The following is a 13,886-nucleotide window of genomic DNA, read 5'->3' as shown; positions in this document are numbered from 1 at the left end:
GCCGTCGCCGCCGGATCGAGTGCCTCGGGGGAGCGGAGCCTGACCAGGGCGGCGAGGGCCTGCGACCCCGCGCCGGTCACCGTTGCGAGGGCGGCGGCCGACGGCACCGTACGCACGGACGGCGTTTCGCCCGGCCAGGGGGTCACGCACACCACCGTGTGCAGCCCGTCCGCGTCGGTGCCCAGGGCCTCGCGCAGCGCCGCAACCGCCATGTCGCGCTGCCAGCCGGGCCCGGCGACGAGCACCGCGCCGAACTCCCGTGAGAGGTCCGTGCCCGCCCGCTCCTCGTCGGCGAGCAGGGCGCCGATCCGGGCCGCCACGTCCATCGCGGCCGCCAGCTGTCCGTCGGTCGGCGCGGGGTCCGCGTCCAGCAGCCAGACGTAGCCCAGGACGACACCCCGATGGCGTACCGGAAGGCAGACGCGGTCCCGGAACACGCCGGCCTCCGGGGCGGCGGGGATACGGACCGGGCCGGTCGCACGGGTGATGCCGAAGCCCTCGAACCAGGCGCGGACCGCGGGAGTGGAGCGCCGGGTGAGGATCGATCGCGTACGGACGGGGTCCATGGCCGTGTCGTCGTCGCTGTCGTGGGCCCCGAAGGCGACCAGGCCGAAATCCCGGTTCTCCAGGGTCGCGGGGGCGCTGAGCAGCGCGGAGATCTCGTCGACCAGCTCCTGGTAATCGCCCTTCACCCGGCCATTCTCGCACATCTTCAGACATATGTCTGAGATCCAGTACACGGATGCGTGACAGCTGTCGATGGCACCCGGTTGCGGGGATCCCTAGATTTCACAGTGGTTCTCCGTGCCGTCCCGGTCTGTTCACATGCGTACCGGTCCGGCCCCGTCCGTACTCCGTGGAGGTGCCCCGTGCTGGGTCCCGTGATTCTCGCCGCGTCACGCAGCGACAAGATGCGTCGTTTCATCTCGGCCGCGCCGGGCACCAAGCAGGTCGTTGACCGGTTCATCGCCGGTGAGAGCGTCGACGACGTCGTCCCGGTCATCCGGGACGCGGCCGCCGCGGGCCTCGAGGTCACCCTGGACGTCGTGGGCGAGGACATCACCACCCCGGAGCAGGCCGCCGCCGCGCGCGACGCCTATCTGGAGCTGGTCGGCCGTCTCGAGGAGCTCGGGCTCGGCGTCCGGGCCGAGATGTCCGTCAAGCTCTCGATGTTCGGCCAGGCGCTGGAGAACGGCCACGAGCTGGCCCTCGCCAACGTCCGCCCCGTCGTCGAGGCTGCCGCCGCGATCGGCACCACGGTCACGCTGGACGCCGAGGACCACACCACCCTCGACTCGATGTTCGCCATTCACGAGGAGCTGCGGAAGGACTTCCCGCAGACCGGCTGCGTGATCCAGTCCTACCTGTTCCGCACCGAGGCCGACGCCCGCCGCCTCGCCGCCGCGGGCAGCCGGGTCCGTCTGGTGAAGGGCGCCTACAAGGAGCCCGCCTCCGTCGCGTACCAGAGTAAGCCGGAGATCGACAAGGCGTACGTCCGCATCCTGAAGACGCTGATGCAGGGCGAGGGCTACCCGATGATCGGCTCCCACGATCCCCGTCTCATCGCCATCGGCCAGGAGCTCGCACGCCAGGCCGGGCGCAAACTGGATGAGTACGAGTTCCAGATGCTGTACGGCATCCGCAGCGAGGAGCACATCCGGCTCGCGGCCGAGGGCCACCGGATGCGCGTCTACACGGCGTACGGCACCGACTGGTACGGATACTTCATGCGCCGCCTCGCGGAGAAGCCGGCCAACCTGCTGTTCTTCGGCCGCTCCGTTCTCACCAAGGGCTGAACCAAGAGCTTCGGCCACAGGCTGAACCAGGGCGGACCCGCCCGGCCGACCATCCACCTCAACCAAGGAGACAAGGCACTCATGGACGCCGTCACCCAGGTCCCCGCGCCGGTCAACGAGCCGGTCCACTCCTACGCCCCCGGCACCGCGGAGCGCGCCCGTCTGGAGGCGAAGCTCAAGGAGCTCAGCCAGAACCCGATCGACCTGCCGATGACCATCGGCGGCGAGAAGCGCATGGGCGGTGGCGAGCGCGTCGAGGTCGTGCAGCCCCACAACCACAAGGCCGTCATCGGCACCTTCGCCGGCGCCACCGAGCAGGACGCCCAGGACGCCGTCGACGCGGCCCTCGCCGCCGCTCCGGCCTGGCGCGCCATGTCCTTCGACGACCGCGCCGCCATCATCCTGCGCGCCGCCGAGCTGCTGTCCGGCCCCTGGCGCGAGACGCTGGCCGCCTCCACGATGCTCGGCCAGGGCAAGACCGCCCAGCAGGCCGAGATCGACTGCCCCTGTGAGCTCGTCGACTTCTGGCGCTTCAACGTGCACTACGCGCGCCAGATCCTCGCCGAGCAGCCCCCGGCGAACTCCCCCGGCGTGTGGAACCGCATGGACCACCGCCCGCTGGAGGGCTTCGTCTACGCGATCACGCCCTTCAACTTCTCGGCCATCGCGGCCAACCTGCCCACCGCGCCCGCCCTCATGGGCAACGTCGTGGTGTGGAAGCCGTCCCCGACGCAGACCCACGCCGCCGTGCTGCTGATGCAGCTCCTGGAGGAGGCCGGCCTGCCCAAGGGCGTCATCAACCTGGTCACCGGTGACGGCATCGCCGTCTCCGAGGTGGCGCTGAACCACCGCGACCTGGCCGGTGTCCACTTCACCGGCTCGACCCCCACCTTCCAGCACCTGTGGAAGACGGTCGGCAACAACATCGCCAACTACCGCACCTACCCGCGGCTCGTCGGCGAGACCGGCGGCAAGGACTTCGTCGTCGCACACCCGAGCGCCGACCGCGCCGTGCTGAAGACCGCACTGACCCGCGGCTCCTTCGAGTACCAGGGCCAGAAGTGCTCGGCGTCCTCCCGCGCGTACGTCCCCGCCTCCATCTGGAACTCCGGTTTCAAGGAGGAGTTCGCGGCCGAGGTCGACGGCATCACCATGGGTGACGTCACCGACCTGTCGCACTTCATGGGCGCCGTCATCGACGCGCGTTCCTTCGCGAAGAACAAGGCCGCGATCGACCGTGCCGCCGCCGACCCGACGTGCACGATCGTCGCCGGTGGCACGTACGACGACTCGGTCGGCTACTTCGTGCGCCCGACCGTCATCGTGTGCGACGACCCGGCCAACGAGGTCTTCACCACCGAGTACTTCGGCCCGATCCTCGCCGTCCACGTCTACGAGGACGAGAAGTACGACACCATGCTCGAGCAGATGGAGTCGGTCTCCGACTACGCGCTGACCGGTGCGGTCATCTCCAACGACCGCGCGGCCGCCGCGTACACGATGGACAAGCTCCGCTACGCCGCGGGCAACTTCTACATCAACGACAAGTCGACCGGTGCAGTCGTCGGCCAGCAGCCCTTCGGCGGCGGCCGCGGCTCGGGCACCAACGACAAGGCGGGCGCCCCGCAGAACCTGCAGCGCTGGACGCTGACCCGCGCCATCAAGGAGACGCTGGTCGCGCCGACCGACTACACCTACCCCCACCAGGGCTGACACCCCGGGGCGCCCGCACCGGGCGCCCCGCCCGAACTCCGCCTCCCGACCGGCTCCCCCCGCCGGCCGGGAGGCGGTTTCCATTTCCGCCGGGGCCGTCCGCAGCCCCCGCCGTGCGGCCTCAGCCCTTCACGGTGAAGCCGGCCCGCAGCAGGGCGTCGTCGCGCGAGGACGGGCCCACGAGCAGTTCGAAGGCACCGGGCTCGACGACACGGCGGCCCGCCGCGTCCACGAGGGTGCACTCCGAGACCGGCAGTTCCAGCAGCACCTCGCGGACCTCGCCCGGGGCGAGCGTCACCTGCCGGTAGGCCTTGAGCTCCTTCTCCGCCCAGGTCACGGACGTCACGGTGTCGCTGATGTACACCTGCACCGTCTCGACGGCCGGGCGCCGGCCGGTGTTGTGGACGGTCACGCGCGCCCTCAGCGTGTCGCTCTCCCCGAGGCTCGCCGTGAGCACCTCCAGGCCGGAGTAGGCGACGGTCGTGTAGCTGAGGCCCTCGCCGAACACGAAGGCCGGACGCTGGGTGAGGTCGGCGTACCGGGAGCCGTGCTGGCCGCGGATCTGGTTGTAGTACGTCGGCTGCTGACCCGCGTGCCGGGCGAACGAGACGGGCAGCCGGCCCGACGGCTCCACGAGGCCCAGCAGGACCTCGGCCACCGCCCGGCCCCCCTGCATGCCCGGGTTGAAGGCGTGCAGGACCGCGGCCGCGCCGAGCGCCGACGGCGGGAGCACCAGCGGCTTCGAGCTGATGACCACGACGACGAGCGGCTTGCCCGTCGCGGCGAGCGCGTCGAGCAACGCGGCCTGGTCACCGACGAGTTCCAGGGTCGCGGTCGAACGCCCCTCGCCGACCAGCTCGATACGGTCGCCCACCACGGCGACGACGTAGTCGGCGGCCTCAGCAGCCGCGACGGCCTCCGCGATCAGGGTCTCGGAGGGCTCCGCGGGCACGACGACGTCCGGGCGGGGCTGGCCGTCCGGGAAGAACGCGCCCTCCGGGTCGGGCCCTACGGAGAGGATTTCGGCGCCCCGCGCGTAGGTGACGCCCCAGCCGTCCGGGACGTGCTCGCGGAAGCCGTCGAGCACGGTACGGATCATGTGCCGCGGGTGGCCGTCCGGCAGCCAGTCGGCCTGGCCGGAGGAGCCCGCCCAGTCGCCCAGCTGGGTCTGCGCGTCGTCGGCGTTGGGGCCGACGACGGCGACCGTGCGCGGAGCCGGGTCCGCCCCGGCGACGGCGCGTCCGTCCCGGCCCGCCACGAGCCCGACTCCCAGCGGCAGGGTGCCGTCGTTGGTGAGCAGTACCAGCGAGCGGCGGGCGGCCTCCAGGTTCAGCACGGTGTGACCGGCGCTGCCGATGACCGCGGCCTGCCGGGCGGCGTCGGGGTGGCGCGGGTTCTCGAAGAGGCCGAGATCGAACTTCAGCGTCAGGACACGGCGTACGGCCGCGTCGATCTCCGCCTCGTCCAGCGTGCCCTCGGCGACCGCGTTCTGCGCCCCCTCGAAGAACTGGGGGGTGGTCATCACCATGTCGTTGCCCGCCCGGACCGCCGCCGCGGCGGCCTGGGTGTGGTCGGCGTAGATCCTCTGCTCCCACACCATGCGGCCGACGTTGTCCCAGTCGGTGACCAGCGTGCCGGTGTAGCCCCACTCGCCGCGCAGCACCTCGTTCAGCAGCCAGTCGTTGACGGTGACGGGCACCCCGTCCATGGACTGGTAGCCGAGCATGAACGTACGGCAGCCCTCGCGGGCGACCCGCTCGAACGGTGGCAGGAACCAGGAGCGCAGCTTGCGCCGGGAGATGTCGGCCTCGCTGGCGTCACGGCCGCCCTGCGTCTCGGAGTAACCGGCGAAGTGCTTGGCGCACGCCAGGACCGCCGTCGGGTCGCCCAGGCCGTCCCCCTGGTAGCCGCGGACCATCGCCGAGGCCAGCTCGCCGATCAGGAACGGATCCTCGCCGAAGGTCTCGCTGACCCGGCCCCAGCGCAGGTCCCGGGCGATGCAGAGCACCGGCGAGAACGTCCAGTGGACGCCCGTCGCGGCGACCTCGACGGCGGTGGCCCGGGCGACGCGCTCCACGAGCTCCGGGTCCCAGGTCGCGGCCAGGCCGAGCTGCGTGGGGTAGATCGTGGCCCCCTCCCAGAAGGAGTGGCCGTGGATGCAGTCCTCCGCGACCAGCAGCGGGATCCTCAGCCGGGTCCGCCCGGTCAGCGCCGCCGCTTCGAGGACACGTTCGGGCGACGCGTGGAGGATCGAACCCGCGTGCAGGTCCTCGATGAGGTGCCGTACCCCGTCCTTTGCGTTCAGCTGGAGCATCTGACCGGTCTTCTCGGCCAGGGTCATGCGGCCGAGGAGGTCTCCGACCCGCTCGGCGACGGGGAGCGCGGGGTCGAGGTAGGGCAGGGAGGGGGCCACGGGGGTCCTTTCGCGACACGGTTCGTGTTCACCATAGAGTCAATCCCGACCACCTGGTAAGTATCCCCGGGAGGCCCGGCCTCCGGCGGGCGGAACGCCGGAGGCCGGGCGTCCGGAGTGCTGAACGGGAATCCGACGCACCCAAGTGCCGGCCCGAGCGGGGCCGGCGGACCGGGAGAGTGGCGAGTGACTGCCGAGGCGCGGCGCGGCTACGCGAAGGGCCGTGCGAAGCGGCGCGAGATCCTCGACCAGGCCATGTCCCTGTTCGGCGAGGCCGGCTACCGGGGGGCGTCGCTGCGGGTGATCGCGCACCGGTGCGGTATCTCGCACACCGGACTGCTGCATCACTTCCCGACCAAGGAGGCCCTGCTGCTCGCCGTGCTGGAACACCGCGACGACGTGGACGACGAGTGGCTCTCGCTCGGCGGGAGCACGGGCGTCGGGCGGTTGCGGCGGTTCGTCGAACTGGCCGCGCTGAACTCCGGGCGGCGGGGCATCGTCGAGCTGTTCTCGGTGGTCTCCGCAGAGGCGACGGCCGCCGACCACCCGGCCCACGGATACTTCGTGCGCCGCTACGGGAACTCGGTCGCGGGCGCCCGGCTCGCCTACGAGCAGGCGGGCCTGGAAGGCGCGCTGCGGGACGGTGTCGCCCCCGACGCCGCGGGCCGGCAGCTGATCGCCCTGATGGACGGGCTCCAGGTGCAGTGGCTGCTCGACGACCGCGCGACGGACATGGCGGGGGTCCTGCGCGCACACGTCCAGGCGCAGCTCACGGAGGATCTCTGAGGGCCGAAGGGCCTTCCGGAACGCGTTCCGCCACTTCCACCGTCTCAGATAGTAGGAAGTCCGAGTATCTGTAGAGACAGACGGCCCGAGCTGTCCTAACTTTGTAGGAGCCGAACGAATCGCTGATCCAGCGACCGGCGTGCGTGAGCGTGCCCCGAAGCAGGCAACCCCTGCGGCATCCGCTCCCCGCCGTTCCGGCGCCTCGAAATCCCGATCTCGATATCCGCTGTGAATCCAGATCTCGAAATCCACGCGATCTCAAGGAGTCGATCCCTCATGGCCGAGACCACTGTCCGCCGCGTCCGTCACATCTCCCGCCCCGCGGACTCGGACCGCAAGAACGCCGCCGCTGCCCTGCAGCGGGCCCTCGACCGCCGGGACAACGGCGGCTCGACGGGCCACTGAGGGCGCGTTCCCGCCTCGCGACGCTCCGCCCCGTGCGGGGCCGCGCCGGTTCCCTGCGGGGCCGGCGTGGTTCCGCGCGGGGCTGCGCCGATTCCGTACGGGTGCCGTCCCGTGCAGGGGCGGGCCACGTCCGTATCGTGGACAGCGAATGTCACGAGGTGGGACGCAGGGCTAGGGTGCCTGTATGTCTCGCAGCATCGATCTCGCAGTGATCCCCGGCGACGGTATCGGCCAGGAGGTCGTCACCCAGGGCCTCAAGGTTCTCAACGCTGTTCTCCCGCAGGATGTGAAGCTGGAGACCAAGGAATACGACCTCGGCGCCCAGCGATGGCACCGCACCGGTGAGACCCTCCCCGACGCGGAGCTCGAAGCCCTCAAGGGCCACGACGCCATCCTGCTCGGAGCCATCGGTGACCCGTCCGTACCGTCGGGCGTGCTGGAGCGAGGGCTCCTGCTGAAGCTGCGCTTCGCCTTCGACCACTTCATCAACCTGCGGCCGTCGAAGCTCTTCCCGAACACCGCGACCCCGCTGGCCGGCCGTCCCGAGATCGACTTCGTCGTCGTCCGCGAGGGCACCGAGGGCCCGTACACCGGCAACGGGGGTTCCCTGCGCACGGGTACGGAGCACGAGATCGCCACCGAGGTGAGCGTCAACACCGCTCACGGTGTCGAGCGTGTCGTGCGCGACGCCTTCGCGCGTGCCGCCGCCCGCCCGCGCAAGAAGCTGACGCTGGTCCACAAGAACAACGTCCTCGTGTACGCCGGCCACCTGTGGAAGAACACCTTCGACAAGGTCGCGGCGGAGTTCCCCGAGGTCACCACCGACTATCTGCACGTCGACGCCGCGACGATCTTCTTCGTCACGCAGCCGGAGCGCTTCGACGTCATCGTCACCGACAACCTCTTCGGTGACATCCTCACCGACCTCGCCGCTGCCGTGACCGGCGGCATCGGCCTGGCCGCGTCCGGCAACATCAACCCGACGGGTGCCTTCCCGTCCATGTTCGAGCCGGTGCACGGCACCGCGCCCGACATCGCGGGCCAGGGCAAGGCCGACCCGACGGCCACGATCCTCTCCGTCGCCCTCCTGCTGCGCCACCTCGGCTACGAGGCCGAGGCCGTGCGCATCGAGGAGGCCGTCTCCGCCGACCTCGCGGAGCGTGACGGAAAGCACGCGCGCACCACCGACGAGATCGGCGACGCGCTCGCGGTACGCGTAGCGAGCTGACCCGACGCCTCCACTTTCGAAGCCGCCGGGTCGCAACCGCACCCGGCGGCTTCTCCTTGCGGTCTCCGGGTGCCACCATCGACCCCTGGACCGCGTTCACGCGTCGCGCGAGCGTCACCGTGAACGACACCGCAATCACGTCATTTCGTGCAGAGCCGCCCCCGGGAGATAATCGAACGCGGGACCGCGGCTCGCGGTAGAGCTCGGACGTCCTACAACCTGCCCTGCGACTGCCGGGCGGGGAGCGGGCGTGAGCGCGGTCCATCACACACAAGACCGGTGAAGGACACGCAATGACGACGCCCACGATCGAGCTCAAGCCCTCCTCGACCCCGCTGTCCGACGCGGAGCGCGAGGCGATCCTGGCCAGCCCCGGCTTCGGCCGCCACTTCACCGATCACATGGTGACGATCCGCTGGACCGAGGGCCGCGGCTGGCACGACGCCCAGCTCGTGCCGTACGGGCCGCTGTCGATGGACCCGGCCAACATGACGCTGCACTACGCGCAGGAGATCTTCGAGGGACTCAAGGCGTACCGGCAGCCCGACGGCACGGTCGCCACCTTCCGCCCGGAGGCCAACGCGGCCCGCTTCCAGCGGTCCGCCTCCCGGCTCGCCATGCCGGAGCTGCCGGTCGAGACCTTCATCGAGGCGTGTGACGTCCTGGTCCAGCAGGACCAGGCGTGGGTCCCGGCGCACGGTGGCGAGGAGTCCCTCTACCTGCGCCCGTTCATGATCGCCGCCGAGGTGGGGCTCGGTGTCCGGCCGGCCAACGAGTACCTCTTCCTCGTCATCGCCTCTCCCGCCGGCGCCTACTTCCCCGGCGGGGTGAAGCCGGTCTCGATCTGGCTCTCCCAGGACCGGGTCCGCGCCGTCCCCGGCGGCATGGGCGACGCCAAGACCGGTGGCAACTACGCGGCCTCCCTCCTCGCCCAGGCCGAGGCCGCCGCGCAGGGCTGCGACCAGGTCGCCTACCTCGACGCCGTGGAGCACAAGTGGGTCGAGGAACTGGGCGGCATGAACCTCTACTTCGTGTACGGGCAGGAGGACGGCAGCAAGCGGATCGTCACGCCGTCCCTCACCGGCTCGCTGCTCGCCGGAGTCACCCGTGACTCCCTGCTCACCGTCGCCCGTGACCTCGGTTACGCCTCGGAGGAGGGCCGCGTCTCCATCGACCAGTGGCGCGCCGACACCGAGAACGGCACCCTCACCGAGGTCTTCGCCTGCGGCACCGCCGCCGTCATCACGCCCGTCGGCACCGTGAAGTCCGCGGACGGCGAGTGGGTCCAGGGCGACGGCACCCCCGGTGAGGTCACCGTCAAGCTGCGCGAGCGTCTGCTGGACATCCAGCGGGGCATCGCCGAGGACACCCACGGCTGGATGCACGCGCTCGGCCGGTAACAGCTCGCCCGCACGAACGCGCCGTACGCGCGAAGGCGCGCCCCCACCGGGGGTGCGGCCTTCGCGCGTACCGCGGCAACCACTCCCGGGACGCAGGCGCTCCGGTCCGGGCAGGCATCCCGCGCGACGGACGTCACGCCCGCATCCTGAGACGGGTCGGGACCCGGAAGCGTCGTTGTGCCAAGATGCCTGTGTGTCCTCGTTCGCCATGATTACCGGCAGCAGGCGCGCCGGTCCGCAGTGACCGCTCCGTACCACCACGTACGGAACGGGCATCGTGCCCCAGACCCGCGCGCAGACCTCTCGCACCCGCGAGGGGTTTTTTCGTTTTCCGGCCCACACCTCGGCCGGGGCGAGGCACGCGAGAGGATGGGGGCAAGTGGAGCCGATTCGTCCGGATCCGCTCACCCGACAGGAGTCAGATCAGCATGACCACCAAGGCCACGGCCCCCGACGACACCTTCCATGTCTTCGACACCACCCTGCGCGACGGTGCGCAGCGTGAAGGCATCAACCTGACGGTCGCGGACAAGCTGACCATTGCCCGGCATCTGGACGACTTCGGCGTGGGCTTCATCGAGGGCGGCTGGCCCGGCGCCAACCCCCGCGACACCGAGTTCTTCGCACGCGCGCAGCAGGAGATCGACTTCGAGCACGCCCAGCTCGTCGCGTTCGGCGCCACCCGCAGGGCCGGCGGCAGGGCCGCCGACGACCCGCAGGTCCAGGCGCTCCTCGACTCGGGCGCCCTGGTGATCACGCTGGTCGCCAAGTCCCACGACCGCCATGTGGAACTGGCCCTGCGCACCACCCTGGACGAGAACCTGGAGATGGTCCGCGACACCGTCGCCCACCTCCGGGAGCAGGGCCGCCGGGTCTTCGTCGACTGCGAGCACTTCTTCGACGGCTACCGTGCCAACCCCGGCTACGCGAAGGCGGTCGTGCGCACCGCCCACGAGGCCGGCGCCGACGTCGTCATCCTCTGCGACACCAACGGCGGGATGCTGCCCGCCCAGATCCAGGCCGTCGTCGCCACCGTCCTCGCCGACACCGGCGCCCGGCTCGGCATCCACGCCCAGGACGACACGGGCTGCGCCGTCGCCAACACCCTGGCCGCTGTGGACGCGGGCGCCACCCATGTGCAGTGCACCGCCAACGGCTACGGCGAGCGGGTCGGCAACGCCAACCTCTTCCCCGTCGTCGCCGCGCTGGAACTCAAGTACGGCAGGACCGTCCTGCCCGAGGGCGCTCTCGCCGAGATGACCCGCATCTCCCACGCCATCGCCGAGGTCGTCAACCTCACGCCCTCCACCCACCAGCCGTACGTGGGTGTCTCCGCCTTCGCGCACAAGGCCGGACTGCACGCCTCCGCGATCAAGGTCGACCCGGACCTCTACCAGCACATCGACCCGGAGCGGGTCGGCAACACCATGCGGATGCTCGTCTCCGACATGGCGGGCCGGGCATCCATCGAGCTCAAGGGCAAGGAACTCGGCATCGACCTGGGGGACGACCGGGCACTCGTCGGCCGGGTCGTGGAGCGGGTCAAGGAACGCGAACTCAAGGGCTACACCTACGAGGCCGCCGACGCGTCCTTCGAACTGCTGCTGCGCACCGAGGTCGAGGGCAGGCCCCGCCGTTACTTCCGCGTCGAGTCCTGGCGGGCCATCGTCGAGGACCGCCCCGACGGCACGCACGCCAACGAGGCGACCGTGAAGCTCTGGGCCAAGGGTGAGCGGATCGTCGCCACCGCCGAGGGCAACGGTCCGGTCAACGCCCTGGACCGGGCGCTGCGCGTCGGCCTGGAGCGGATCTACCCGCAGCTCGCCAAGATGGAACTGGTCGACTACAAGGTCCGCATCCTGGAAGGCCGCACCGGCACCGAATCCACCACCCGCGTACTGGTGACCACGGGTGACGGATCCGGTGACTGGGCGACGGTCGGCGTCGCCGAGAACGTCATCGCCGCGTCCTGGCAGGCCCTCGAGGACGCGTACACCTACGGTCTCCTGCGGGCCGGCGTGGAGCCGACCGACTGACGCCGCGTGCTACCGGAGCTGCCACTTCTGGTTGGCGGCTCCGGTGCATGTCCAGATCTGTACGCGGGCGCCGTTCGCCGTCGACCGGTCCGCCACGTCCAGGCACTTGTCCGCCGCCGTGTTGACCACGTCCCCGGTCGAGGCGTTGTACGTCCAGCGTTGCGCACCCGAGCCGTTGCATGTGTACAGCTGGACCTTCGCTCCGTCGGCCGTGGAGCCCGACGTGACGTCGAGACAGGTACCGAGGACCCTGACCGAGCCGTCGGCCGAGACCGTCCACTTCTGGTTGGCCGCGCCGGTGCAGTCCCAGATCTGGACCGGGGTTCCGTCGGCGCCGGTGTTGCCCGTGGCGTCCAGGCACTTGCCGCCGATGCCGGTGAGCGCGCCGCCGCTGTCCGTGGAGCCGGACTGGGTTCCCGACCAGGTGAACGTCGCCGAGGTGCGGCCCGGCAGCGAGTACGTGAACTTCTGCCCGCCCCAGTTGACGGTGACCTGCTGGGCCGACGCCGAACCGTTGTAGGCGATCAGGGCCTTCGAACCGTCCGGGTTGCGCCAGGCCACGTTGGGCACGGTGGAGCTGCCCGTGGACGCGATGCGGGCGGCACCGGGCCTGACGTACTTCGTCAGGTGGCCCATCGTGTAGTACTCGATCGTGTAGTCGACCTGGCCGTGCCTGCTGTCCCCGTTGTGCACGGTGACCAGCCCGTCGCAGGTGCCGCAACCGCCGTTGTGCGGACCGCGGTTCTGGTCGACTGCGAGCGACCACTTGGTCACCGACTTCGCCCAGTTGCGTGTGTAGTCGATGATGTTCAGCATGTCCTCGCGCTGCTGGTCGGCGATCCACGTGCCGCCCGAGTGCTCGGTCTGGAAGGCGTCCAGCTGCGGATACCGGTCGTGCACCGCCGTCTGCTTCGCGACGTCGCCGCCGTAGCCGTGCCAGGCGACCCCGCCGAAGTTCGGGTGGCTGCGCACCGCGGCGTCGTCGACCGTCTGGGCCGCGTACGCGTCGTAGGTGTCCCAGTTCCAGTCGTGCGCCAGGACCTTGGTGGCCAGCCCGGCCGACTGGAGCTTGGGCAGCAGCTCGCTCTTGGTGAAGTAGGCCAGCCCCGAGCCGTTCCAGCTCATCGACGGATAGCCGGAGCAGCAGGTGGGCTCGTTCTGCGCGGTGACGTAGTCGACCGGGACGCCCTGGTCCTTCCACGCCTGGAGGTACTTCACGAAGTAGTTCGCGTAGGCGCCGTAGTTCTCGGCCTTCAGCCAGCCGCCGTTGAGCTGCCCGTTGTCCTTCATCCAGGCCGGCGCCGTCCACGGGGAGGCGACAGTCGTCAGGGCCGGGTTGAGCTGCTCGGCCTGCTTCGTGAGCGGCAGCACGTCCTGCAGGTCGTGTGCGATCGAGAACCTGGTGAGATCCGGGTCCGTCTGCCCGGCAGGCATGTCGTCGTAGGTGTATCCGAACCGGGCCAGGTCGGATCCGCCCATCGGGTTGCGCACGAAGGAGAGCCCGATGCCCTCGGTGGGGGAGAAGAGCTTCTTCATCGTCGCGTCGCGGGTCGCCTGGCTCAGCGCCCCGCTGCCCTTCATCAGCCAGGCCGCCGTGTCGGTGAAGGACGCGCCGCCGCCGGTGAACGTCTGGTATCGGGTGTTCTCGTCCACCGTGATGTTGGTGCCCGAACCGCCGTTGCCGGCTCCGAACGCGGTCGGTGTCTGCGCCTGGAGGCCGCGTGTGACGTGACGGCCACCGGAGTCGTCCGTGGTGGTCAGCACGATGCTCACGGTCTCACCGGCGGCCTGCGCGGTGCCGGAGGAGAGCCCGGCCAGTCCCGCGGTCGCGAGTGCCGTCGCGACGAGGACCCTCGCCGTTCTGCTTGTCCGAATCATGGCTGCTGCCTTTCTCGGCAGGGACGTGGGGGAAGTGCCGTCGAACGAGCCGTGAGTGAACTGCTCTTACGTGCTCGCGTCAAGAGGCTGGTTCGTTCAATACATGAACGAAAGCCCTTCCGGACCTGCTTCGATCATGGGTACGGACCAATCTCGGTGTGAAGTATTGACGCCTCTGTTCCGGCGCGGTTAACTCCAGCCGCAACGCCGGTACCGGTTCCGGAACCGGTA

General features: G+C 70.4%; 9 protein-coding genes and 1 pseudogene. 7 read left to right on the top strand and 3 right to left on the bottom strand.

The window, feature by feature from the left end:
* A pseudogene (locus BFF76_RS26680) lies at positions 1 to 692 on the bottom strand (PucR family transcriptional regulator); the annotation flags it as partial.
* 177 nt (positions 693 to 869) lie between these two features.
* Here BFF76_RS26680 and BFF76_RS26675 point away from each other — a divergent pair.
* Both BFF76_RS26675 and pruA read left to right on the top strand, forming a co-directional pair.
* Positions 870 to 1,796 (top strand): proline dehydrogenase family protein, encoded by a 927-nt coding sequence (locus BFF76_RS26675; RefSeq protein ID WP_031091636.1) that lies wholly within the window; start codon positions 870 to 872, stop codon positions 1,794 to 1,796.
* Between the two features lie 81 nt (positions 1,797 to 1,877).
* Positions 1,878 to 3,509, top strand: a complete 1,632-nt coding sequence (pruA, locus tag BFF76_RS26670; protein ID WP_031091637.1) for an L-glutamate gamma-semialdehyde dehydrogenase — start codon at positions 1,878 to 1,880, stop codon at positions 3,507 to 3,509.
* 121 nt (positions 3,510 to 3,630) lie between these two features.
* On the opposite strand, the gene BFF76_RS26665 is transcribed toward pruA, so the two are convergent.
* Complete coding sequence (locus BFF76_RS26665; RefSeq protein ID WP_065849216.1) at positions 3,631 to 5,922, bottom strand: exo-beta-d-1,3/1,6-glucosidase; 2,292 nt, start codon at positions 5,920 to 5,922, stop codon at positions 3,631 to 3,633.
* Between the two features lie 186 nt (positions 5,923 to 6,108).
* Between BFF76_RS26665 and BFF76_RS26660 the strand changes: the two genes are divergently transcribed.
* The 5 genes from BFF76_RS26660 (at position 6,109) to cimA (ending at position 11,777) form a co-directional block, all read left to right on the top strand.
* Positions 6,109 to 6,708, top strand: a complete 600-nt coding sequence (locus BFF76_RS26660; RefSeq protein WP_031091639.1) for a TetR/AcrR family transcriptional regulator — start codon at positions 6,109 to 6,111, stop codon at positions 6,706 to 6,708.
* Positions 6,709 to 6,984: 276 nt separating this feature from the next.
* Positions 6,985 to 7,113: a hypothetical protein gene (locus tag BFF76_RS34490; protein WP_107418492.1), complete on the top strand. Its 129-nt coding sequence runs from the start codon at positions 6,985 to 6,987 to the stop codon at positions 7,111 to 7,113.
* Positions 7,114 to 7,297: 184 nt separating this feature from the next.
* A complete protein-coding gene (locus tag BFF76_RS26655) occupies positions 7,298 to 8,341 on the top strand; it encodes a 3-isopropylmalate dehydrogenase (RefSeq protein WP_031091640.1) in 1,044 nt (347 codons plus the stop codon).
* Between the two features lie 293 nt (positions 8,342 to 8,634).
* Positions 8,635 to 9,741, top strand: coding sequence for a branched-chain amino acid aminotransferase (locus tag BFF76_RS26650; RefSeq protein WP_031091641.1), 1,107 nt, complete (start codon positions 8,635 to 8,637; stop codon positions 9,739 to 9,741).
* Between the two features lie 428 nt (positions 9,742 to 10,169).
* The gene (gene cimA / locus BFF76_RS26645) at positions 10,170 to 11,777 is read left to right on the top strand and encodes a citramalate synthase (protein WP_065849215.1); all 1,608 of its coding nucleotides are present in this window, start codon (positions 10,170 to 10,172) and stop codon (positions 11,775 to 11,777) included.
* A gap of 9 nt (positions 11,778 to 11,786) precedes the next feature.
* On the opposite strand, the gene BFF76_RS26640 is transcribed toward cimA, so the two are convergent.
* A complete protein-coding gene (locus BFF76_RS26640; RefSeq protein ID WP_053929763.1) occupies positions 11,787 to 13,655 on the bottom strand; it encodes a ricin-type beta-trefoil lectin domain protein in 1,869 nt (622 codons plus the stop codon).
* Positions 13,656 to 13,886: the final 231 nt, after the last annotated feature.

The sequence above is a fragment of the Streptomyces mutomycini genome (assembly GCF_001700505.1).
Lineage (GTDB): Bacteria > Actinomycetota > Actinomycetes > Streptomycetales > Streptomycetaceae > Streptomyces > Streptomyces mutomycini.
This window is presented reverse-complemented; position numbering and strand designations above follow the sequence as displayed.